Here is a 21,547-nt window from a genome sequence, read left to right on the forward strand (position 1 = left end):
CCATTGAATGTCTCCCCCTCTCCCCTTGAGGGGAGAGGGCCGGGGAGAGGGGAACACGCTCTCCAGGTTGTCAGACGTTCGAGAGGCCGTAGCCCCTCTCCCAACCCTCTCCCCTGAAAGAGAGAGGGCTTTATGTTGCATCAGAACGCCAGCGGCGCGTCCAGCTCCTTGACCTGCCAGGGCAGGCCGTGCTGGTTGAGCATGTCCATGAACGGATCGGGATCGAACTGTTCCATGTTGAACACGCCTTCACCCTTCCACGCGCCGGTGAGGATCATCGCTGCGCCGATCATCGCGGGGACGCCGGTGGTGTAGCTGACCGCCTGGTTGCCGGTTTCGGCATAGGCATCCTCGTGGTCGCAGATATTGTAGACATAGACCGTCTTTTCCTGGCCGTCCTTCACGCCGGTGGCGATGTCGCCGATATTGGTTTTGCCCTTGGTCGTCTCGCCCAGCGAGGCGGGTTCGGGCAGCACGGCTTTCAGGAACTGCAGCGGGATGATCTCGCGGCCTTCGTACATCACCGGATCGATCCGGGTCATGCCGACATTCTGCAGCACTTCCAGATGCTTGAGATAGGCATCGCCAAAGGTCATCCAGAAGCGGATGCGCTTGATCTCGGGATAATGCTTGGCGAGCGATTCCAGCTCCTCATGGTACATGAGGTACATGTTCTTCTCGCCGACGCCCTCGAAATCGAAAACCTGCTTGTGGCTGAGCGCGGGGCCTTCGACCCATTGCCCATCCGCCCAGTGGCGCGAGGGCGCGGTCACTTCGCGGATGTTGATCTCCGGATTGAAATTGGTGGCGAAATGCTGGCCATGGTCGCCGCCATTGCAGTCGAGAATGTCGAGCGTGTCGATCCGGTCGAGCAGGTGCTTCTTGATATAGCTCGCGAACACGCTGGTGACGCCGGGATCGAAGCCCGATCCGAGCAGCGCCATCAGGCCTGCGTCCTTGAAGCGGTCGTGATAGGCCCATTGCCAGCCATATTCGAACTTCGCCTCGTCGCGCGGTTCGTAATTGGCGGTGTCCATATAATGCACGCCGGTCTTCAGGCACGCATCCATGATGCTGAGGTCCTGATAGGGCAGGGCGAGATTGCAGACCAGATCGGGCTTCACCTTTTCGATCAGTGCGGCAGTCGCCTCAACATCGTCGGCATCGACCTCGGCCGTCGCGATCTTCACGCCGGTGCGCTTCAGCACCGATTCGGCGATGGCATCGCATTTGGCGATCCGGCGGCTCGCCAGCGTGATCTCGCTGAAAATGCCGGTGTTCATCGCCATCTTGTGCACCGCGACCGAACCCACGCCGCCCGCACCGATCACCAGAATCTTGCCCAAAGTCCGTTTTCCCTTATTGCTGGAATTGCTGTCAGCGGGTGCATATAGAGGCTCTGCATGACAGAACCAAGTGATCCCCTTTCCCCGGACCGCAAACCCAGCCGCGAAGGCATAGAGCGCGCCGCGAAGAAGATTTCCGCGATCCTGCCGCCGACGCCGCTGATGCCGTTGAAGCATGAGGGGATGACCTTGTGGTGCAAGGCGGAATGCCTGCAGCCGATCGGCGCGTTCAAGATTCGCGGCGCATGGCACCGTCTGTCCGATCTCACCGAAGACGAGCGCGCACGCGGCGTTGTCGCCTTTTCGAGCGGTAACCATGCGCAGGGCGTCGCCTGGGCGGCCAAGCGCCTCGGCATCCGTGCGACGATCGTGATGCCCGCCGATGCGCCGAAGCGGAAGATCGAATCCACCCGCGGATATGGCGCCGAGGTCATCACCTATGACCGCCGCACCGAGGACCGCGTCGAAATCGCCAATCGCATCGCCAGCGAAACCGGCGCGGTTGTGGTGCCGAGCTTCGACGATCCGTGGATCATCGAAGGCCAGGGCAGCACCGGGCTCGAGGCGCTGGTGCAGATCATCGCGCAGGCGGGGATCAATCCGCACCGGGTGGTGTCGTGCTGCGGCGGCGGCGGGCTTTCCGCCGGGATCGCGCTGGCCATGCCGGGTGCGAAGATGACGATCGTCGAGCCCGAAGGCTGGGACGATATGGGGCAATCGCTGCGCAAGGGCAAGATCGTGCCCGTGCCCGCAGATGCCCCGAACACGGTGTGCGATGCGCTGCAGACCCCGGTCGTCTCGCCCTTGACCTTTGAGATACTGAAGGAACGCAAGGCCGATGCGGTGAGCGTCTCCGACGAAGAGGTGTTCCGCGCGATGCGCCATGCGCACGAGCGGCTGCGTCTGGTGCTCGAACCCGGCGGCGCGGTCGCGCTCGCCGCAGTGCTCGCCGGCAAGGTCGAGGTCGACGACCGCACGCTGATCATCCTGTCGGGCGGCAATGTCGATCCGGCGCTCTTTTCGCGGGCCCTGGCCTCGTGAGCGCCCGTTGACCCCGGCCAGCCTCGAACGCCGCGCCGATCTGCAGGCCGCGCTGCTGCGGGTGGCCAAGCAGGACCGCGATGCGCTTCGCACGGTCTATGCGATGACGTCGGCGAAACTGCACGGCGTTTGCCTCCGTATCTGCATCGACAGGGGCGCGGCGGAGGACGTATTGCAGAACGTGTATCTGAAGGTGTGGCAGCGGGCCGGGTCGTTCGATCCGGCCAAGGCGAGCGCGATCGCCTGGCTGTGCGCCATCGCACGGAACGCGGCGATCGACTGGCGTAGAAGCCAGCGTTATGAGGACCCGCTGCCCGCAGACCTTGCCGAAACACTGGTTGACGACGATGCCGATCCCTCGGCAGCACTGTCGCAGGACAGCGAGCGGGCACAGATCTACCGCTGTCTCGACGAGCTGGAACCCGCGCGCGCCAGCGCGATCAAGGCGGGATTTTATCAGGGCCTCAGCTATCCCGAGATCGCCGAGGCAATGGACAAGCCGGTCGGGACCGTGAAAAGCTGGATTCGCCGGGGATTGATGCAGTTGAAGGAGTGCCTGTCGCGTGAGCAGTGATGCCATGCCCGACCGGTCTGCCATGGCCGCCGAACTCGCTCTGGGCCTGCTCGAAGGCGCCGAGCGGGCGGAAGCCCTGCGCCTGATGCTCGCCGACCCCGCTTTCGCCGCCGAGGTCGAGGCCTGGCGCGCACGGCTCGCCCCGCTGTACGACGGTTTCGCCGAGACGCCTGCGCCTGCCGGGCTGATGGAGCGGATCGACAGCCTGATCGATGCCGAGCAGGCGGCGGAACGGCCCGCGCCGGTGGTGGCTCCGCTGTCGGCCAAGGCGGGCGGCAATGGCTGGAAGATCGCGACCTTTGCCACCTCCGCTGTCGCAGCGGTTCTGGCGCTGGCCCTGGTGTTGCCCGGTCCTGCGGTCAAGCAGACGCCGCCTGCCAATCCCGATATGGCGGTGGCGCAGCTCACCGGCCCGATCGAGGGGCTGCTGCTCACCGCGCGCTATGACAGCCGCACCTCGCAGATGCTGGTCCGGGTCGAGGGCATGCCGGTCACCGATACTGAGCCCGAATTGTGGATCGTCCCCAAGGACGGCCAGCCGCGCCGTCTGGGTCGTCTGATGCGCGGCGGGGTCACGCGGATCGAGATTCCCGAAGGGCATCGCAAATTCATCGACCCGCTGAGCAATCTCATCCTTACGATGGAACCCAAGGTGCTGCCCGATCCCGACAAGCCGAGCGCGCCGACCGTGGCGCAGGGCCGCCTGCAGCGGATCTGATCGCGCTTACCGACAGTCATCTCCATTCGTCATTCCCGCGAACGCGGGAATCCCGCTTTGCGCTGCCGTCGTTGGAGAAGCGGGACCCCCGCCTGCGCGGGGGTGACGGAGCAAAAGACCGCAGGTGATCAGCCCCGATTCCACTTTTGTTAATCTCCGCCGCATCCGGCCCTGAACCCGCTCCGTAGCTGCCCCCGTATCCAGACTTCCCCATGAGGATACGGAAAAATGACGGAGAAACAGATGCTCAAGACTCTTGCCCCCAGCCTTCTTGCTGCCACCGCCGCTGCGACGCTTGCGCTCGCCGGCCCTGCCATCGCCAACCACCACAAGAGCGGTGAAGGCCATTCGATGGTCGGTGGCGCCGCAATGTACCCCGCCAAGAACATCGTCGAGAACGCCAGCGCTGCGCCGAACCTCAAGACGCTGGTCGCTGCGGTCAAGGCTGCCGGCCTGGTCGAAACGCTCGCATCGCCGGGACCGTTCACCGTTTTCGCCCCCACGGATGCCGCGTTCGCCAAGCTGCCCGCCGGCACCGTCGAAACGCTGGTAAAGCCTGAGAACAAGGCCACGCTGACCAGCATCCTCACCTATCATGTCGTTGCCGGCAAGGTGACCGCTGCCGATGTCGTCGCGCTCATCAAGAAGGGCGGTGGCAAGGCTCAGATCAAGACCGTGCAGGGTGGAACCCTCACAGCCTCGCTGCAGGGTCAGAATGTCGTCCTGACCGATGCCAAGGGCGGCAAGTCGATCGTGACCCAGACCGATGTCATGCAGAGCAACGGTGTGGTGCACGTGATCGACACCGTGGTGATGCCGGGCTGATCCCCTCCATTTACCTGGCACATCACAGGCCCGCTGGTCCCCCCAGGCCAGCGGGCCTTTTGATTCGGGGGCCCGCGCAAATGTGACAGCGGCTGACGCGGTTCCGTCATGCACGGGTCACGCAACCGTCCTAGCGGCGCGATTGGAACGACCGTTCCACGCAACATGCAGCGAGGGAGATGGGCAGCATGGCCGGACCAGTGCGCAACACCAAGATCGTCGAAGCCGTCACGCAATCGGGAACGACGACGAAGCAGGGGTTTCTCGACCGTGCCTTTGCCTTCGCCTTCAAGGGCCTGGTCTATGCGCAGATCTGGGAAGATCCGGTGGTCGACATGGAGGCGCTGCAGATCCAGCCCGACAGCCGCATCATCACGATCGCCTCGGGCGGCTGCAACGTCCTGTCTTATCTGGTGGCCGATCCCGCCCAGATCATCGCGGTGGACCTGAACACCGCGCATGTCGCCTTGGGCAAGCTCAAGATCGCGGCGGCGAAGCATCTGCCCGATCATGCGCATTTCCACCGCTTCTTCGCCGAAGCCGACAGCAAGCAGAATATCCGCGTCTACAATCACTTCATCCGCCCGCATCTCGACGAAACAAGCCGCCGCTATTGGGAGGGCCGCGATCTTGCCGGGCGCAGGCGGATCGGCGGGTTCGGCAGCGGGTTGTACAAGCGCGGCTTGCTCGGCGGGTTCATCGGCACCGCGCACCTGCTCGCCAGGCTGTACAAGATCGACCTCAAGCGCATGCTCGGCGCGCAGTCGCTCGAAGAGCAGCGCGCGATCTTCGAGCAGCATCTGGCGCCGGTGTTCGACAAGAAGTTCATCCGCTGGCTCACCGATCAGCCGCCTGCATTATTCGGCCTAGGCATCCCGCCCGCGCAGTTCGATGCGCTCGCAGGCGATGAAAAGATGGCCGATGTGCTGCGCAAGCGGCTCGAGAAGCTCGCCTGCGATTTCGCGATCCGTGACAATTATTTCGCCTGGCAGGCGTTCGGACGCGGCTATGGCAAGGGGCCCGACCAGCCGCTGCCGCCCTATCTGCAGGCGCAGCATTACGCCGCCGTGCACGCCCGGGTCGATCGGGTCAGCTTCGAGCACGCCAATTTCGTCGAGCGGTTGCAGGCGAGCGCAGATGCGAGCCTCGATCGCTACATCCTGCTCGATGCGCAGGACTGGATGAGCGACCAGCAGCTCACCACGCTGTGGACCGAGATTACCCGCACTGCCCGGCCTGGCGCGCGCGTGCTGTTCCGCACCGCTGCCGAGCCGAGCCTGCTGCCGGGTCGCATCCCCGATGAACTGCTGGCGCGCTGGGACTATCGCGCAGACGAGTCGCTCGGCTTCACCGCGCGCGATCGGTCGTCGATCTATGGCGGGGTGCACCTCTATGTCCTCAAATGATGGGGCGGTGCAGCCGCGCAGCCATGCCGAGGCGATGGACGCGATCTACCGGACGCAGCGGCATATCTACGATCTGACGCGCAAATATTATCTGCTTGGGCGAGACCGGTTGATTGCCGATCTGGCGCCGCCGCGCGGCGGCACGGTGCTGGAACTCGGCTGCGGTACCGCGCGCAACCTGATCCTCGCGGCTAGGCGTTATCCCAATGCACGTTTCTTCGGCTTCGACATTTCCGAAGCGATGCTCGAGGCCGCGCGCGAGTCGGTGCGCAAGGCGGGGCTCGAAGGGCGGATTTTCCTGACGCGCGGCGACGCCACCGCGTTCAGCGCGCAGCACCTGTTTGGGCTGCAGGGCTTCGACCGGGTGTTCTGTTCGTACACGCTGTCGATGATCCCGGGCTGGGAGAGGGCCATTGCTGCCGCAGCGGGATCGCTCGCTCCGGGTGGTCGGATGCACATTGTCGATTTCGGTACGCAGGACGAGTTGCCGAGCTGGTTCGCCGCAGGGCTGCATGCGTGGCTGGCGCGCTTTCATGTGACGCCCAGGCGCGATCTCGGGCCGATCGCCCGCAGCATTGCCGAGGACGCTGGGTTGGCGATCGACCACCGCCCGCTCTATCGCGGCTATGCGCAATATGCGGTGATCGGCGGCTAATTTCCCGTCATTCCCGCGAACGCGGGAATCCCGCTTCTGCTCTCGATCGCCGAAAAAGCGGGACCCCCGCTTTCGCGGGGGTGACGGGCAAGGATGGCTTAAGTGATGAACGCCCGCAGGGCCGCCACCGTATCCGCTTCTGCCGCCGGCTTGTCGCGCCGCAGCCGCGCGATGCGGGGGAAGCGCATCGCGATGCCCGACTTGTGCCGCTTCGATTCATGGATCGAATCGAATGCCACCTCGAGCACCAGCGACTTTTCGACCTCGCGCACCGGGCCGAAGCGGTTGACCGTGTTCTGCCGGACGAACTTGTCGAGCCACTTCAATTCACTGTCCGAAAAGCCGGAATAGGCCTTGCCGACCGGCACCAGCTCGCCCTCGTCGTTCCAGCAGCCGAAGGTGTAGTCGCTGTAAAAGCTCGACCGCTTGCCGCTGCCGCGCTGGGCATACATCATCACGCAATCGGCGGTCAGCGGATCGCGCTTCCACTTGTACCATAGCCCAACGCGGCGACCGGGGACATAGAGGCTGTCGCGGCGCTTGAGCATCACGCCCTCGATCGCGGCATCGCGCGCGCCGTCGCGGATTCGGCCGAGCTCGGCAAAATCCGCTGCCTCGATGATCTGTGACAGGTCGAACCGGTCGGCGGGAAGGGCAGGCAGCTTCGCCTCGAGCCGCGCCCGGCGGACATGCCAGGGCTGGGTGCGCAGGTCCTCGCGGCCGTCGATCAGCAGGTCGTAGAGCCGCACGAACGCCGGAGCCTCTGCCAGCATCTTGGCCGACACCGTCTTGCGACCCAGCCGCTGCTGCAGGGCGTTGAAGCTCGCCGCCTCGCCCATCTGCGCTTCGCCGCGCACCAGCAGCTCGCCATCGAACACGCCTTCGACCGGCATGTGCTGCGCGATATCCGGAAAGGCGAGGGTGATGTCGTCGCCGCCGCGGCTGAACAGTTTCACCTGCTCGCCGATCCGCACGATCTGGATGCGGATGCCGTCCCATTTCCATTCGGCAGCATAATCGGCGAGATCGACTGTGCCGTCCTCGAGCGGATGCGCGAGCATGAACGGGCGGAAATAGGGCGTGCCCTCGGGATCGGGGCGCGGCCCGCCTTCGCCCCAAGCGAACAGGCTGGCATAAGGCGGGGCGAGCGCATGCCACACTTCCTCGACCGCATCGACATCGAGCCCGAAGGCCTGTGCGAACGCGGTCTTGGCGAGCCGGGCCGAGATGCCGACGCGCATCGCGCCGGTGGCGAGCTTGATCAGCGCATAACGGCCATCGCTGTCGAGCCGGTCCATATATTCCGCGAGCAGGGCAGGGGCGCGGGCACGGCTGACATTGGCAAAGGCATCGACCGCATCGGCGAGGCGCAGGTCGTTGCCCGGCGTGCCGGTCTCCGGCCAGATCAGCGCGACGGTCTCGGCCGTATCGCCGACGAAATCGCGGCTCAGGCGAAACAGCTCGGGATCGACCCGCTCCATAGCCATCGCGCGAACCGCCGATGACTTGACGGCGGAGAAATCGGCCTCGCCGGTCAGCGCCGCGAGCGCCCAGCCACGATCGGGATCGGGCGTCGCGCGCAGATAATCGGCGATCAGCGCGACCTTGGCATTACGCGAGCGGGTATAGCCCAGCTGCGTGACGAGTGCGGCAAAGGCGCGCATCAGGCGTCGTCCTCGTCTTCGCGCCCGACCAGCGCCAGCGCGCGCGCGCGAATCTGGTGCAGCTGGCACCAGCGCAGCAGCGCCTCCTCGCGGCCATGCGTGACCCAGACCTCGCGCGGGGCGACATCGCGGATGGTTTGGGTGAGCTCGTCCCAGTCGGCATGGTCGGAGATGATTAGCGGCAGCTCTACCCCGCGCTGGCGCGCCCTTGCACGCACCCGCATCCAGCCCGAGGCCATGGCGGTGACCGGATCGGGCAGCCGGCGGCTCCACCTGTCGGCCAGTGCCGAGGGCGGGGCGAGGATGACCCGGCCCATCAGCTCGCTCTTGTCGGTTCCCGCCACGGGCCGCAACTCGCCCAGATTGACGCCATGCTCGCCATAGAGCGCGCACATCTTTTCCAGCGCGCCATGCAGATAGATGGGGTCATGAAAACCGGCGTCACGCAGTTCGGCGATGACACGCTGCGCCTTGCCCAGCGCATAGGCCCCCACCAGCACGCAGCCCTGCGGATGCGCCTCGAGCATGGCGAGCAGCTTGGCGATCTCGTCGGGCGTTGGCGGATGGCGAAAGACGGGCAGGCCGAAGGTCGCCTCGGTGATGAAGATGTCGCAGGGGACAAGTTCGAACGGCGCGCAGCTGGGGTCGGGCCGCCGCTTGAAATCGCCGGTCACGACCACGGTCTCGCCCTGATATTCGAGGCGGATCTGCGCCGATCCCAGCACATGGCCCGCCGGATGGAACGACACGTTGACGCCGTTCAGGTCGACCGCATCGCCATAGCCGACGGCGTTTTCCCCCGTGTAGCGTCCATAGCGCAGGTTGATGATGTCGAGCGTCTCGGGCGTCGCCCAGACCGCGTCATGCCCACCACGCGCGTGGTCGGCATGGCCGTGCGTGATCAGCGCGCGCGGGACCGGGCGAGATGGATCGATCCACGCATCGGCGGGCCGCACATAGATGCCATGGGGAAAGGGTTCGATCCAGTGCGGGGAAGCGGTCATTCGGGCGATATGGAGTCGCCCATGCGCCGGTTCAATCGCGCGCCGTCGCCTGGAGGTCGAAACTCACCGCAACCGGCCCTGCGATTTCGGCGGTGCTGGCATAATCGCCCTGGCCGACCCCGAAGCTGGTGCGGTCGATCGTCGCGGTGCCCTTCGCGCGCGCCTTGTCGCCGGTGATATCGAGCGTGAAATTCAGCGGCACCGACTTGCTCACGCCGCGCAGCGTCAGCGTGCCATCGGCGCGATACCGGTTGCCGCCAAGCGCCTTGAACTTGCTGGCCCGGTACGTCGCCTTGGCGAACTTGCCGGTATCGAAGAAATCGCTGCCGGTGAGCGTACCGTCGCGCTGGCCATCGCCGGTATCGACCGAGCCGAGATCGATGCCGACATCGATCTTCGAGGCGTCGAGCGCCTCGGGCGAGAACAGGATGTTCGCCGTCCAACGCGCGAAGCGGCCATCGACCGGCTCGCCATTCCAGCGCGCGGAAAAACCGAGCGTGCCGCCCTTGGCCACGACCCAGTTGCGCGGCTCGGCATTCGCTTCGTCATCGGTTGCCTCGTCTTCGGCTTCTGCCTCTTGGCCTTCAGGTGCGGCGGCAGGTGTCGCGTCCAGCGCCGGTTCCGCGACCGGCGTGGTCGCGACGGCAGCGGGCTTGGCGGCTTGTGCAGCACCCCTGGGATCAATGACATTGCCCAGCACCACCGCGCCCAGCATGATCGCTGCGGCTGTCACCAGCGCACCGATCGCTTTGCCCTGTCCCCCGGGCAGCATCCGCGCGAGGATCGGCGTGCCGATCAGATACTGGTGCCTCAGCGCCCCTGCGACATGCAGCACCAGCAGCGCGATCGCGATATTGGGCATGAAATGATGGAGGAATTCCGCCGGTTCGCCCCAGCTCGCAGGCACCGGCAGATGCGGCCAGGGGATGGTGCCGAACAGCAGCGTATCGACCTTGATCTTCGAGGTAGATACGATGATCCAGCCGGTCACGGGCGCGGCGATCATGAAGAAATAAAATCCGAAATGGACCAATCCCGACAGCGTCATCGCCCATTTCGGCCCGGGCGCCGGGGCAGGGCGCGGCGCGACGAAGCGCCAGCCTAGGCGCAGCACGCTGAGCAGCAGGATCGTGATGCCGACCGACTTGTGCAGTTGATAACGCGCGAACAGGTCCGGTCCGCGCGGCCCTTCGAGCGATTCGGCAAAGACGATTTGGAAAACGAGCGCCGCCGCGATCAGCCAGTGGAGAACGATGGCCCCAAGGCTGTAGCGTTGCGGCAGCATCCGGTCAGGCAGCCTTGCGCAGTTCCAGCCGGTCCCAGATCTCGACCAGCGCGGCGGTAAGGTCGCGCATCATCGCCTCGTCATGGCTGGGCCCGGGTGTGAAGCGCAGTCGCTCGGTGCCGCGCGGCACGGTCGGGAAATTGATCGGCTGCACGTACACGCCATATTCGGCGAGCAGCATATCGCTGATCCGCTTGGCCTTGACCGGATCGCCGACCATCAGCGGGACGATATGCGTGGTGGTGTCCATCACCGGCAGCCCGGCATCGCGGAACAGCTGCTTGAGCGTCGCGGCGGCGGCCTGCTGGCCCTCGCGCTCCTCGCTCGACTGCTTGAGGTGCCGGACGCTCGCCAGCGCACCGGCCACCAGTACGGGCGACAGCGAGGTGGTGAAGATGAAGCCGGGCGCATAGCTGCGGATCACGTCGATGATCTTCTGGTCGGCCGCGATATAGCCGCCCATCACGCCGAAGGCCTTGCCCAGCGTGCCCTCGATGATCGTCAGCCGTGCGGCCGCCTCGTCACGCTCCGAAATGCCGCCGCCATGCGCGCCGTACATGCCGACCGCATGCACCTCGTCGAGATAGGTCAGCGCATTGTACTTGTCGGCCAGGTCGCAGATCGCGTGAATCGGCGCGACATCACCATCCATCGAATAGACGCTCTCGAACGCGATCAGCTTGGGCACGTTCGGGTCTTCGGCGGCGAGCAGCTCTTCGAGATGCTCGACATCATTGTGGCGGAAGACGCGCTTCTCGCAGCCCGAATTGCGGATGCCAGCGATCATCGAGGCGTGGTTGAGCTCGTCCGAAAAGATGATGCAGCCCGGCAGGATGCGCGCCAGCGTCGAGAGCGTCGCGTCGTTCGAGACATAGCCCGAGGTGAACAGCAGTGCGCTGTCCTTGCCGTGCAGGCTGGCCAGCTCCTGCTCGAGCTCGATATGATAATGCGTGTTGCCGCCGATATTGCGCGTGCCGCCCGAGCCTGCGCCGACATTGTGCAGCGCCTCTTCCATCGCGGAGATCACCTTGGGATGCTGGCCCATCGCGAGATAATCGTTCGAGCACCAGACGGTGATCGGCTTCGGGCCATTGTGACCATGGAAGCACCGCGCGTTGGGATAGGCCCCTTTGTTGCGCAGGATGTCGATAAAGACCCGGTAACGGCCTTCGGCGTGTAGCCGGTCAATCGCCGCTTCGAAAATCTGGTCGTAGTTCACGCAGCCACCCTGGTCCTGACATATGATGTTGCAGCTCGTTGCGCCTCACCCATTTCGCGACCATCTGCGTGCGCATCTGCTGCCGTCTTCATAGCAACTAAATCCCGCAATTCCAGCGATAATGGCTCGCAACTGATGGGACAAAACGTCCTATAGCGTGCGTCGGTTAAGCATTCGCGTGCGCCTCCCGCCAATGGAAAATCGGCGTCAGCTTGATCGTGCGGGTCGATCAGAGGCTTTCGAACGAGGCAAAACCGCGCGCCCTGAGCGCGGGTTCGTAAGCGATGATGGCAGCGGCGGGCCCGGTCGCGACGAAGCGCAGGCCATTGCCCTCGAACCGCTGCTCGCGCGTCAGCCAGGCGATGCGCCGCGCGATCCCGTCCGCGCCGTGCACGAACTGCATGGGGCGCGCAAAGGCGCGGGCGAGTTCATCCTGTACCAGCGGGAAATGGGTGCAGGCGAGCACCACGGTATCGATCGGCACCGCGCGCTCCTGCGAGGTGAGGCCCGCCACCGCGCGATCGAATATCGCAGGATCGGGCGTTTCGCCGCGCAGCTTCATCTCCGCTGCGCGCACCAGCTCGGGCGCGCCACAGCGCAGGATCGTGGCGTCGCTGGCAAATTCGCGCGCCAGATTGGTGACATAGGGCTGGCGTACCGTCGCCTCGGTGCCCAGCACGCCGATCACCCGGCTTGCCGAGATCTCGGACGCAGGCTTGATCGCGGGCACCGTCCCCACCACGGGCAGGTCGAGCGCGGCGCGAACCTGGGGCAGCGCGATGGTCGATGCGGTGTTGCAGGCGATGGTGATCAGCCGCGGGCGATAGCGTTCGACCAGCCGCCCGAGCAGCGCGGGCACGCGCGCACCGATTTCGGCCTCGGTCTTCTCGCCATAGGGCAGACCGGCAAAATCGGCGGCATAGACGATCGGCGCATCGGGCAGCAGCTTGCGTGCCGCATCGAGCACGGTCAGCCCGCCGACGCCGGAATCGAAGAACAGCAAGGGGGCTTTGGGATCGGTCTCGCTCGCGGGCGATGGGCTTTGCGTCATCCGTCACGCTTAGCATTGCCGGGCATCCGATCAACCATGCTTGCCAAAAACGTGCGCCAGCCTATCACGCATGGCACGCGGATGATCCGCGCGGAAATGGGAACGGGAATGTGATGAGCGATCTGGCGGGCATGGCCGTGGCGACCCTGGGTGGCCTGATGCTGATGGGCTATCTGCTGGGATCGATCCCGTTCGGCATCATCCTGACCAGGCTGGCCGGCGCCGGCGATCTGCGCAGCATCGGATCGGGCAATATCGGCGCGACCAACGTGCTGCGCACCGGGCGCAAGGGGCTGGCCGCTGCAACCCTGTTGTTCGATCTGGGCAAGGGCGCGCTCGCGATCGCGATTGCCGAGGCGGTCGCTCCGGGCAGCGGGCCGATCGCCGGATTGGGCGCGTTTCTGGGGCATTTATATCCGATCTGGCTCAAGTTTGCCGGCGGCAAGGGCGTTGCGACCTTGCTTGGCATCGCGATAGCGCTTTACTGGCCGCTCGGCGTCGTCTTCGCGGCTGTGTGGCTGAGCACCGCCTTCGCCTTTCGCTATTCGTCGCTGGGCGGAATGCTCGCGGCGGCGGCGATGCCGGTGGCGGCCTGGTGGTTTGGCATGGAGCAGGCTCTGTGGGTATTTGTCGTGACCTTGCTGTTCGTGCTGTGGAAGCATCGCGGCAATATCGAGCGGCTGATGGCGGGCACCGAGCCGAAGATCGGCAAATCTTCCGCCGCCTGAGGCCCATCACATGCTGAGCGCCGAGCATCTGGCGCGCATCCGTCTGCTGCGCAGCGAACGCATCGGGCCGATCAGCTTTGCGCAGCTGATGCGCCGCTTTGGCTCTGCGCTCGCCGCCATCGAGGCGCTGCCCGATCTGGTCCAGCGTACTGGCGGGCGGGCACTGCGGATCGCGGCATTGGCGCAGGCGGAGCAGGAAGCGCGCCGGGTCGAGGCTGCAGGCGCGCGTTATCTCTTTGCTGACGATGCCGATTATCCCGAGTTGCTGGCGCATATCGACAATGCTCCGCCGATCCTCACCGTTCGCGGCGATACCCGGCTGATGCAGCGACCGAGCATCGCGATGGTCGGCGCGCGCAATGCCTCGGCATCGGCATGCCGCTTTGCCCGGCAGATCGCGGGCGAGCTCGCCGAGGCAGGGTTCCTCGTGGTTTCGGGGCTGGCGCGGGGGATCGACACCAGCGCACACGAGGGCGCCTTGCGGATCGCGGGGACAGGCGCTGCCAGCACCGCCGGGGTGATCGCATCGGGCATCGATATCAGTTACCCGCCCGAGAACCGCAACCTGCAGGCCGAAATGGGCGAGCGCGCGCTGGTGATCGCCGAACAGCCGCCCGGCACCGAGCCGCTGGCGCGGCATTTCCCCTATCGCAACCGCATCATTGCCGGGATGGCGACGGGGACGCTGGTCGTCGAGGCCGCGCCCAAATCGGGGTCGCTCATCACCGCCCGGCTCGCGGCCGAGGCCGGGCGCGACGTGATGGCCATTCCCGGATCGCCACTCGATTCGCGCTCGCGCGGCTGCAACGAGCTGATCCGGGGCGGGGCGACCCTGGTCCAGGGTGTCGATGACATAATGGAGCTGGTTTCGCCGATGACCGGTGCCAGGCCGCGGCATGTCGCAACGCCCATCCAAAACTATGCCGCGCAACCGCAGCCCGAGCCCGATGATGCTGCGCGCCGAACGCTGGTCGATCTGCTCGGACGCTCGCCCATCGGCATCGATGAACTCGTGCGCCAGTCGGGGCTGGACAGCGGCGCGGTCCAGATGATCCTGCTCGACCTCGAACTCGGCGGGTTGATCGAACGGCATGCGGCGGGGCGCGTGTCGCTGGTGTGATCGGTTTCACGCCCGCACTGGACGGTCTTGACGAATGCCGATAACGCCGCCCAGCTTACGCGTACACGTGAGAGCTACCGGGAAATTCATTACATGCAACTGGTTATCGTCGAATCGCCCGCCAAGGCAAAGACCATCGAAAAATATCTCGGGTCCGATTACCGGGTGCTGGCCAGCTATGGCCATATCCGCGATCTCGCCCCCAAGGATGGCTCGGTCGACCCCGACAATGATTTCGACATGGTCTGGGAAGCCTATGGCGACAAGACGCGCCAGCTCAAGGCCATCACCGACGAGGCGAAGAAGGCCGACCGACTGATCCTGGCGACCGACCCTGATCGCGAGGGCGAGGCGATCAGCTGGCATGTGCTCGAGGTGCTGGGCAAGCGCAAGGCGCTGCCCAAGGCGGTCGAGCGGGTGACGTTCAACGCGATCACCAAGAAAGCGGTGACCGAGGCGATGGCTGCACCGCGCGAACTCGACAGCGATCTGATCGACGCCTATCGCGCCCGCCGCGCTCTCGATTATCTGGTGGGGTTCACGCTGTCGCCGGTGCTGTGGCGCAAGCTGCCCGGCGCCAAATCGGCGGGTCGCGTGCAGTCGGTCGCGCTGCGCCTGATCGTCGAGCGCGAGCGCGAGATCGAGGCGTTCACGGCGCAGGAATACTGGTCGGTCAGCGCGCAGATGGAGCAGGACGGTCAGGCGTTCACCGCGCGGCTGGTGCGGCTGGAGGGCGAGAAGCTCGACAAGCTGTCGCTCGGCAATGCCGGTGCTGCCGAAGCCGCCAAGGCCAAGGTCGAGGCCGGGCATTTCACCGTCGAGACGGTCGAGACGCGCCCGGTGAAGCGCAACCCGCCGCCGCCCTTCACCACCTCGACGCTGCAACAGGAAGCCGCGCGCAAGCTGGGCTTCTCCGCCAGCCACACGATGCGGATCGCCCAGTCGCTCTACGAGGATGGCGCGATCACCTATATGCGTACCGATGGCGTGCAGATGGACGGCGGCGCGATCATGGAGGCGCGCAAGGCGATTTCGGAGCGCTATTCGGGCCATTACCTCCCCGAAACCCCGCGCCAGTACCAGACCAAGGCCAAGAATGCGCAGGAGGCGCACGAGGCGATCCGCCCCACCGATTTCAGCCGCGACCGTGCCGGGTCGGGCGACCATGCGCGGCTCTATGACCTGATCTTCAAGCGCGCGCTCGCCAGCCAGATGGCAACCGCCCTGCTCGAGCGCACGGTGGTCGAACTGGTTGATGGCACGGGCCGCACCGCGCTGCGCGCCAACGGCCAGGTGGTGAAATTCCCGGGCTTTCTGGCGCTGTACGAGGAAGGGCTCGACGATCCCGATAGCGAGGATGGCGGCCTGTTGCCGGTCATGGCCAAGGGAGATAGCCCGGCCAAGAAATCGGTCGATGCGGTGCAGCATTTCACCCAGCCGCCGCCGCGCTTTTCCGAAGCGTCGCTGGTCAAGCGGCTCGAGGAACTCGGCATCGGGCGGCCCTCGACCTATGCCTCGATCATCCAGGTGCTGAAGGACCGCGCCTATGTGCGTGTCGAGAAGAACCGTTTCTTCGCCGAGGAATCGGGCCGGTTGCTGACGGGCTTTCTCGAACGCTTTTTTGAGCGCTATGTGGCTTATGACTTCACCGCCGGGCTTGAGGAAGAACTGGACGACGTGTCGGGCGGTCGCGCGGAATGGCGCGCGGTGCTCGAAGCCTTCTGGCGCGATTTCAAGCCCAAGACCGCCGAGGTGATGGAACAGAAGCCGTCGGAAATCACCGCCGAGCTCGACAAGTTCCTCGAACCTTATCTGTTCCCGAAAAAGGCCGATGGCGGCGATCCGCGGCTGTGCCCGAAATGCGGCGAGGGGCGGCTTGCGCTGCGTGGCGGCCGCTTTGGCGCGTTCGTCGCGTGCTCGAACTATCCCGAGTGCAAGTACACTCGGCGCTTTGCGCAGGGCGGCGGCGAGGCCGATCAGGGCGATAGCGGCCCCGAGGAGCTCGGCACCGATCCGGTGACCGGCGAGGCGGTGAGCAAGCGTTCGGGCCGCTTCGGCCCCTATGTCCAGCTCGGCGACGGCAAGGACGCCAAGCGCGCCTCGATCCCCAAGGACGTGCCTGGCGAGGATTTCGGGCTCGAATGGGCGCTAAAGCTGCTGTCGCTCCCGCGCGAGATCGGCGAGCATCCCGAAACGGGCAAGCCGATCACCGCGAGCATCGGCCGCTATGGCCCGTATCTCGCGCATGACGGCAAATATGCTCGGCTTTCGGGCACCATGGAGGTGTTCGAAACCGGCATGAACGCGGCGGTGGTCAAGCTCGCTGAAGCGGCGGCAGGCGGCGGTCGCGCGCGGCGCGGCACGCCCGAACCGCTCAAGGTGCTGGGCAAGAACCCGGCGACCGATACAGACGTCAAGATCATGGACGGCCGCTATGGCGCCTATGTCACCGATGGCAGCGTCAACGCGACCATCCCCAAGGACAAGAACAAGGACGAACTGACGCTTGACGAGGCGCTGCTGCTGATCGCCGAGCGTGCCGCCAAGGCTCCGGCCAAGAAGGGCAAGAAGGCGCCGGCGAAAAAACCGGCTCCCAAAAAGGCGGCGGCGGAGAAGAAGCCTGCCGCCAAGAAGGCGCCCGCGAAAAAGACCGCAACGAAAAAGCCTGCCGCGAAGAAGCCCGCCAAGGCAGAGGGCTGACGCAGTGATCGAGTAGCGGCGGGCGAGCATCCTGCTCGTCCCCTGCTGCTCGTCGTTTTCCGGTTGCGCTCGGGCGCAGCGCGGCTAGCGTCCCCTTATACGCATAAGAATCCGGGGAACATCATCATGAAAGCACTGCGTTTTTCCGTCGCCCTGGCGGCGCTCGCCATCGCCATGCCTGCGCTGGCGCAGAAGGCCCCGTCGGACAAGCCCGCCGCCTGGGACGTCAATGCGCCGCCGATGAAGACCCGCGCCATCCCCATCAAGGTCGACGAGGGCACCTGGATGAACCTCGATGTCAGCCCCGATGGCAGCCGAATCGTCTTCGATCTGCTCGGCGACATCTACACCATGCCGATCAGCGGCGGCGCGGCGACGCGGATTGCCGAGGGCCTGGCTTACGAACAGCACCCGCGTTTTTCGCCCGATGGCAGCCGCATCGCCTTCACCTCGGACCGGGGCGGCGGCGACAATATCTGGATCATGAACGCCGATGGCTCGGACAAGCGCCAGCTGACGAAAGAGAGCTTCCGCCTGCTCAACAACCCGAGCTGGAGCCCGGACGGCCAGTATATCGTGGCGCGCAAGCATTTCACCACCGGGCGCTCGCTCGGTACGGGCGAGCTGTGGCTGTATCATGTCAGCGGCGGCAATGGCGTGCCGCTGGTCAAGCGTCCTAGCGAAGCGCACCAGAAGGAGCTTGGCGAACCCATTTTCGCGCCCGACGGGAAGGGCATCTTCTACAGCAAGGACGCGACCCCCGGGCCGATCTTCGAATATGCGCAGAACAGCAATGCCCAAGTCTTCGTGATCGACCGTTATGACATGGGCACCGGCAAGGTCGAACGCGTGACCGGAGGCCCGGGCGGCGCAGCGCGGCCCCAGCCTTCGCCCGACGGCCGCTATCTCGCTTTCGTCCGCCGCGAACGGGCGAAGACCAAGCTCTATGTCCGCGACATGCGAAGCGGCGAGGAGCGCAAGATCTATGACGATATGGACCGCGACGTGCAGGAAACCTGGGCGGTGCACGGCGTCTATCCGAACATGGGCTGGCTGCCCGACAGCAAGCGGCTTGTCTTCTGGGCGGGCGGCAAGATCCGCTCGATCGATGTGACGAGTGGTCAGGCGAGCGTCATCCCGTTCAGCGTCAACGACACGCGCACCATTGTCGACCCGATCCGTCCGCAAAAGCCGGTCGCGCCCGATACCGTGGCGGTGACGATGCCGCGCTTTGCCAGCGTCTCGCCCGACGGCAATCGCATGGTGTTCGAGGCCCTGGGCAAGCTGCACCAGCAGCCTGCTGGCGGCGGTGCAGTGCAGCCGCTGGTCACCAATGGCGGGACCGATTTCGAGCTGTTCCCGAGTTTTTCGCGCGATGGCAGCCAGATCGTCTATGTGAGCTGGGATGACGAACGCCTGGGCGAACTGCGCGTCGTCGGCGCAGGAGGCGGCGAAGCGCGGACGATCAGCAGGATGCCCGGCCATTATCGCCGACCTCAATTCTCGCCCGATGGCCGGTTCGTGGTCTACGAAGCCGGCAGCGGCGGCGGGCTGACATCCGACGCCTGGGGCGTGCAGCCAGGCATCTATCTGCTCGATATCGCCAGCGGCCAGACGCGGCGCATCACCGATGAAGGCAGCGAACCGCATTTCGGCGCGACAGGCGACCGGGTCTATTTCAGCGCCTTCAAGGGCGGCAAGCTGGCGCTGGTCAGCACCGACCTCAACGGCGAGGCCGAGCGCACCCATGCCAGCGGGGAGCTGGTCAGCGGCTACGCCGTCGCACCAGATGGCAGGATGCTCGCCTTCCGCCAGAATTACGCCGCGTTCGTGATGCCCTTCATGGCAGGCGCGGTCGATCTGGGCGCGGGCAAGGGCGGCGGCGCGCTGCCTGCGGTGCAAGTGAGCGAGGGCGGCGCGACCTTCCTGCAATGGTCGCATAATGGCCGCCAGCTCAACTGGTCGCTGGGGCCGGTGGTCTATTCCGCCGATGCGGGCAAGGCGATCGCCAGCGGCCCTGTCGCGAAGACCGATCCAAAATTCGCCCCGCCCAGGACCGGTGTCGTGATCAACGTCACCGCACCGGCCGACAAGCCGAGCGGCACCGTCGCCTTCACCAATGCGCGCATCGTCACGATGGCCAACGATCAGGGCGGCATCATCGAGCGCGGCACGGTGGTGGTGCGGGATAACCGCATCGTCGCGGTCGGCGCGAATGTCGCGGTGCCTGCGGGCGCGCAGACGGTCGATGTCGCGGGCAAGACGATCATCCCCGGCCTTGTCGATGCGCACGCGCACGGGCCGCAAGGGTCGGACGATCTGGTGCCGCAGCAGAACTGGAGCGCGGTCGCGCATCTGGCGATGGGCGTTACCACGATCCACGATCCCAGCAATTCGGCGGCGGAGATTTTCCCGGCGGCAAGCTATCAGCGCGTCGGCAAGTATCTCGCGCCGCGCATCTTCTCGACCGGCGAAGTCGTCTATGGCGCCAAGGCGGCAGGAATCTTCGCCGAGATCGACAGCCTGGCCGATGCCCGCGCGCACACCACGCGGCTGAAGCTCCAGGGCGCGCAGAGCGTCAAGAACTACAACCAGCCGCGCCGCGAACAGCGCCAGCAGGTTGTCGCTGCAGCCCAAGCCGATGGTCTGGCGAGCGTCGCCGAGGGCGGATCGCTGTTCAGCCAGGACATCACGATCATCGCTGATGGCAACACCACGCTCGAGCACAATATCCCGCAGGAACGGCTGTACGAGGACGTGCGCAGCTTCTTCGCGCAGAGCAAGGTCGGCTACACGCCGACGCTGGTGGTAACCTTTGGTGGCATGGGCGCAGATCCCTATTGGCGCTCGCACACCGATATCTGGCAGCATCCGATCCTGAGCAGGCATGTCCCGCGCCGCAAGCTGGAAGCCTCGAGCGTGCGCCGCGAGATCGGGCCTGAAGAGGATTATGCCGACACGGCTTCCGCGCGCGAGGCGGCGGAGCTGGCACGGCGCGGCGTGCCTGTCGGCATCGGCGCGCACGGCCAGGAAGAGGGGCTAGCCTCGCACTGGGAGCTGTGGAGCTTCGTTAAGGGTGGCATGACGCCGATCGAGGCGCTGCGCACCGCGACGATCAGCGGCGCGCGCTCGCTCGGGTTCGACAAGGATATCGGGTCGATCGAGCCGGGCAAGCTCGCGGACATGGTCATCATCGATGGCGATCCGGTGGCCGATATCCGCCAGTCCGACAGGATCACGCATGTCATGCTCAACGGGCGGCTGTACGAGGTGCCGACGATGAACGAGACGCTGACCGGCACGTCGAAGCTGCGCAAATGGTATTGGGAGAAGTGATCGCCCGACCCTGACGCAAAACCGTCACGCTGAACTTGTTTAAGGACCCATTTCTCCCCAACAAGCTTCGGCTGCTGAAGTCTGATGGATCCTGAAACAAGTTCAGGATGACGAATTGGGTTGCCGCAACGGACATATCCACAACACGCCCAGATTGCCCGTTTTGCTCCCACCCCAATCTGCGCTACGGCCCAATGCAATGACGCGGACGCCTGTTTCACCCCCTGAATCGATGAGTCGCTTATGCTGGTGAGCAATGGCGGGCTGTTCCTGATCGCGCTCGTGCTGGCGCTCTGGACGGGCGCAGCTATTTGGGCGCTGGTGACGGGGCTGCAGATGCGCCGCGCCGCAGGGACGGCGCGCAGGCAGTTGCGGCGGCTCACCCGGCTGATCGATTCCGGTCCGGCCATCCCCCTGATCGTGCGGTCGGATTCGCGGATCGAGGGGCCCGAGCGCGTGGCGCGCTGGCTGGGGCTGGAAAAGCTTCCACCTTACCTCGCCGAGCTCAGCCAGGCCGCCAGAGGCCTCGACCGCGAGGCGCTCGACCTGCTCGGTCAAAAGATCACGACTGCGCAGAAGAGCGGCGCGCCGTTCGCGATGGCGGTTACCGCGGCCGGATCGAACCGCAGATTGCGGATCGAGGGCCGGCTCGCCGATCCGCAGACCATCGCGCCGGGTGCAGTTCTGCTGTGGTTCTATGACGCGACCGAGAGCGAGACGCGCATGGCGGCGCTGGTCGAGGCCGAGGCCGAGGCGAAGCGGGCGTTCGACGCATTGTCGGGGCTGATCGAGGCCGCGCCGATCCCGATGTGGTTCCGCCGCGAGGACCTGTCGCTGCTGCTGGTCAACAGCGCCTATGTCGAGGCGGTCGGCGC

At 65.5% G+C, this 21,547-nt stretch carries 16 protein-coding genes and 1 pseudogene; 11 read left to right on the forward strand and 6 right to left on the reverse strand.

The window, feature by feature from the left end:
* Positions 1-140 precede the first annotated feature (140 nt).
* The gene (locus AX735_RS16390; protein WP_066282422.1) at positions 141-1,346 is read right to left on the reverse strand and encodes a saccharopine dehydrogenase family protein; all 1,206 of its coding nucleotides are present in this window, start codon (positions 1,344-1,346) and stop codon (positions 141-143) included.
* A gap of 57 nt (positions 1,347-1,403) precedes the next feature.
* On the opposite strand from AX735_RS16390, the gene AX735_RS16395 reads away from it, so the two are divergent.
* From AX735_RS16395 to AX735_RS16420, 6 genes are all read left to right on the forward strand, one after another.
* A complete protein-coding gene (locus AX735_RS16395; protein ID WP_066282425.1) occupies positions 1,404-2,387 on the forward strand; it encodes a threonine ammonia-lyase in 984 nt (327 codons plus the stop codon).
* On the forward strand, positions 2,347-2,961 hold the full coding sequence (locus tag AX735_RS16400) for a sigma-70 family RNA polymerase sigma factor (RefSeq protein WP_231750150.1): 615 nt from the start codon (positions 2,347-2,349) through the stop codon (positions 2,959-2,961). The genes AX735_RS16395 and AX735_RS16400 overlap by 41 nt, the downstream gene beginning before the upstream one ends.
* Positions 2,951-3,679, forward strand: a complete 729-nt coding sequence (locus AX735_RS16405) for an anti-sigma factor domain-containing protein (protein ID WP_137775366.1) — start codon at positions 2,951-2,953, stop codon at positions 3,677-3,679. The genes AX735_RS16400 and AX735_RS16405 overlap by 11 nt, the downstream gene beginning before the upstream one ends.
* Positions 3,680-3,907: 228 nt before the next feature.
* Positions 3,908-4,504: a fasciclin domain-containing protein gene (locus AX735_RS16410; protein WP_231750151.1), complete on the forward strand. Its 597-nt coding sequence runs from the start codon at positions 3,908-3,910 to the stop codon at positions 4,502-4,504.
* Between the two features lie 188 nt (positions 4,505-4,692).
* Positions 4,693-5,910, forward strand: coding sequence for a DUF3419 family protein (locus tag AX735_RS16415; protein WP_066282460.1), 1,218 nt, complete (start codon positions 4,693-4,695; stop codon positions 5,908-5,910).
* Positions 5,897-6,565: a class I SAM-dependent methyltransferase gene (locus AX735_RS16420; protein WP_066282438.1), complete on the forward strand. Its 669-nt coding sequence runs from the start codon at positions 5,897-5,899 to the stop codon at positions 6,563-6,565. The genes AX735_RS16415 and AX735_RS16420 overlap by 14 nt, the downstream gene beginning before the upstream one ends.
* Positions 6,566-6,663: 98 nt before the next feature.
* Here the strand turns inward: AX735_RS16420 and AX735_RS16425 are convergent, their stop codons facing one another.
* The 5 genes from AX735_RS16425 to murI form a co-directional block, all read right to left on the reverse strand.
* The gene (locus AX735_RS16425) at positions 6,664-8,229 is read right to left on the reverse strand and encodes a cisplatin damage response ATP-dependent DNA ligase (protein WP_066282439.1); all 1,566 of its coding nucleotides are present in this window, start codon (positions 8,227-8,229) and stop codon (positions 6,664-6,666) included.
* Entirely contained in the window at positions 8,229-9,233 is a 1,005-nt protein-coding gene (locus AX735_RS16430; protein ID WP_066282442.1) for a ligase-associated DNA damage response exonuclease, read from the reverse strand. Before AX735_RS16430 ends, AX735_RS16425 begins: the two co-directional genes overlap by 1 nt.
* A gap of 31 nt (positions 9,234-9,264) precedes the next feature.
* Positions 9,265-10,518 carry a YceI family protein gene (locus AX735_RS16435; protein WP_066282444.1) on the reverse strand — a complete coding sequence of 418 codons (1,254 nt, stop codon included), beginning with the start codon at positions 10,516-10,518 and terminating at the stop codon, positions 9,265-9,267.
* Positions 10,519-10,522: 4 nt separating this feature from the next.
* Positions 10,523-11,737 carry a 5-aminolevulinate synthase gene (gene hemA / locus AX735_RS16440; protein ID WP_060979155.1) on the reverse strand — a complete coding sequence of 405 codons (1,215 nt, stop codon included), beginning with the start codon at positions 11,735-11,737 and terminating at the stop codon, positions 10,523-10,525.
* Positions 11,738-11,966: 229 nt separating this feature from the next.
* Positions 11,967-12,788, reverse strand: a complete 822-nt coding sequence (gene murI, locus AX735_RS16445) for a glutamate racemase (protein ID WP_066282449.1) — start codon at positions 12,786-12,788, stop codon at positions 11,967-11,969.
* Between the two features lie 113 nt (positions 12,789-12,901).
* Here murI and plsY point away from each other — a divergent pair, with 113 nt between their 5' ends.
* From plsY to AX735_RS16470, 5 genes and pseudogenes are all read left to right on the forward strand, one after another.
* Positions 12,902-13,516: a glycerol-3-phosphate 1-O-acyltransferase PlsY gene (gene plsY, locus AX735_RS16450; RefSeq protein WP_082751168.1), complete on the forward strand. Its 615-nt coding sequence runs from the start codon at positions 12,902-12,904 to the stop codon at positions 13,514-13,516.
* A gap of 10 nt (positions 13,517-13,526) precedes the next feature.
* A complete protein-coding gene (dprA, locus tag AX735_RS16455; RefSeq protein ID WP_066282450.1) occupies positions 13,527-14,636 on the forward strand; it encodes a DNA-processing protein DprA in 1,110 nt (369 codons plus the stop codon).
* Positions 14,637-14,729: 93 nt separating this feature from the next.
* Positions 14,730-17,336, forward strand: a complete 2,607-nt coding sequence (gene topA, locus AX735_RS16460) for a type I DNA topoisomerase (RefSeq protein ID WP_066282453.1) — start codon at positions 14,730-14,732, stop codon at positions 17,334-17,336.
* 126 nt (positions 17,337-17,462) lie between these two features.
* Positions 17,463-20,672, forward strand: a complete 3,210-nt coding sequence (locus AX735_RS16465; RefSeq protein WP_060979151.1) for an amidohydrolase family protein — start codon at positions 17,463-17,465, stop codon at positions 20,670-20,672.
* 243 nt (positions 20,673-20,915) lie between these two features.
* Positions 20,916-21,547: pseudogene (locus tag AX735_RS16470) on the forward strand (histidine kinase); the annotation flags it as partial.

It is taken from the genome of Blastomonas sp. CCH1-A6, from assembly GCF_001556365.1.
Lineage (GTDB): Bacteria > Pseudomonadota > Alphaproteobacteria > Sphingomonadales > Sphingomonadaceae > Blastomonas > Blastomonas ursincola.

What these genes read in the sequence shown, in the direction of transcription:
- plsY (WP_082751168.1), top strand. Translation starts at nt 12,902, where the DNA reads ATGAGCGATCTGGCGGGCATGGCCGTGGCGACCCTGGGTGGCCTGATG.
- AX735_RS16425 (WP_066282439.1), bottom strand. Translation starts at nt 8,229, where the DNA reads ATGCGCGCCTTTGCCGCACTCGTCACGCAGCTGGGCTATACCCGCTCG.
- AX735_RS16415 (WP_066282460.1), top strand. Translation starts at nt 4,693, where the DNA reads ATGGCCGGACCAGTGCGCAACACCAAGATCGTCGAAGCCGTCACGCAA.
- AX735_RS16435 (WP_066282444.1), bottom strand. Translation starts at nt 10,518, where the DNA reads ATGCTGCCGCAACGCTACAGCCTTGGGGCCATCGTTCTCCACTGGCTG.
- AX735_RS16410 (WP_231750151.1), top strand. Translation starts at nt 3,908, where the DNA reads ATGACGGAGAAACAGATGCTCAAGACTCTTGCCCCCAGCCTTCTTGCT.
- AX735_RS16465 (WP_060979151.1), top strand. Translation starts at nt 17,463, where the DNA reads ATGAAAGCACTGCGTTTTTCCGTCGCCCTGGCGGCGCTCGCCATCGCC.
- AX735_RS16430 (WP_066282442.1), bottom strand. Translation starts at nt 9,233, where the DNA reads ATGACCGCTTCCCCGCACTGGATCGAACCCTTTCCCCATGGCATCTAT.
- murI (WP_066282449.1), bottom strand. Translation starts at nt 12,788, where the DNA reads ATGACGCAAAGCCCATCGCCCGCGAGCGAGACCGATCCCAAAGCCCCC.
- AX735_RS16400 (WP_231750150.1), top strand. Translation starts at nt 2,347, where the DNA reads ATGTCGATCCGGCGCTCTTTTCGCGGGCCCTGGCCTCGTGAGCGCCCG.
- AX735_RS16420 (WP_066282438.1), top strand. Translation starts at nt 5,897, where the DNA reads ATGTCCTCAAATGATGGGGCGGTGCAGCCGCGCAGCCATGCCGAGGCG.
- dprA (WP_066282450.1), top strand. Translation starts at nt 13,527, where the DNA reads ATGCTGAGCGCCGAGCATCTGGCGCGCATCCGTCTGCTGCGCAGCGAA.
- AX735_RS16395 (WP_066282425.1), top strand. Translation starts at nt 1,404, where the DNA reads ATGACAGAACCAAGTGATCCCCTTTCCCCGGACCGCAAACCCAGCCGC.
- topA (WP_066282453.1), top strand. Translation starts at nt 14,730, where the DNA reads ATGCAACTGGTTATCGTCGAATCGCCCGCCAAGGCAAAGACCATCGAA.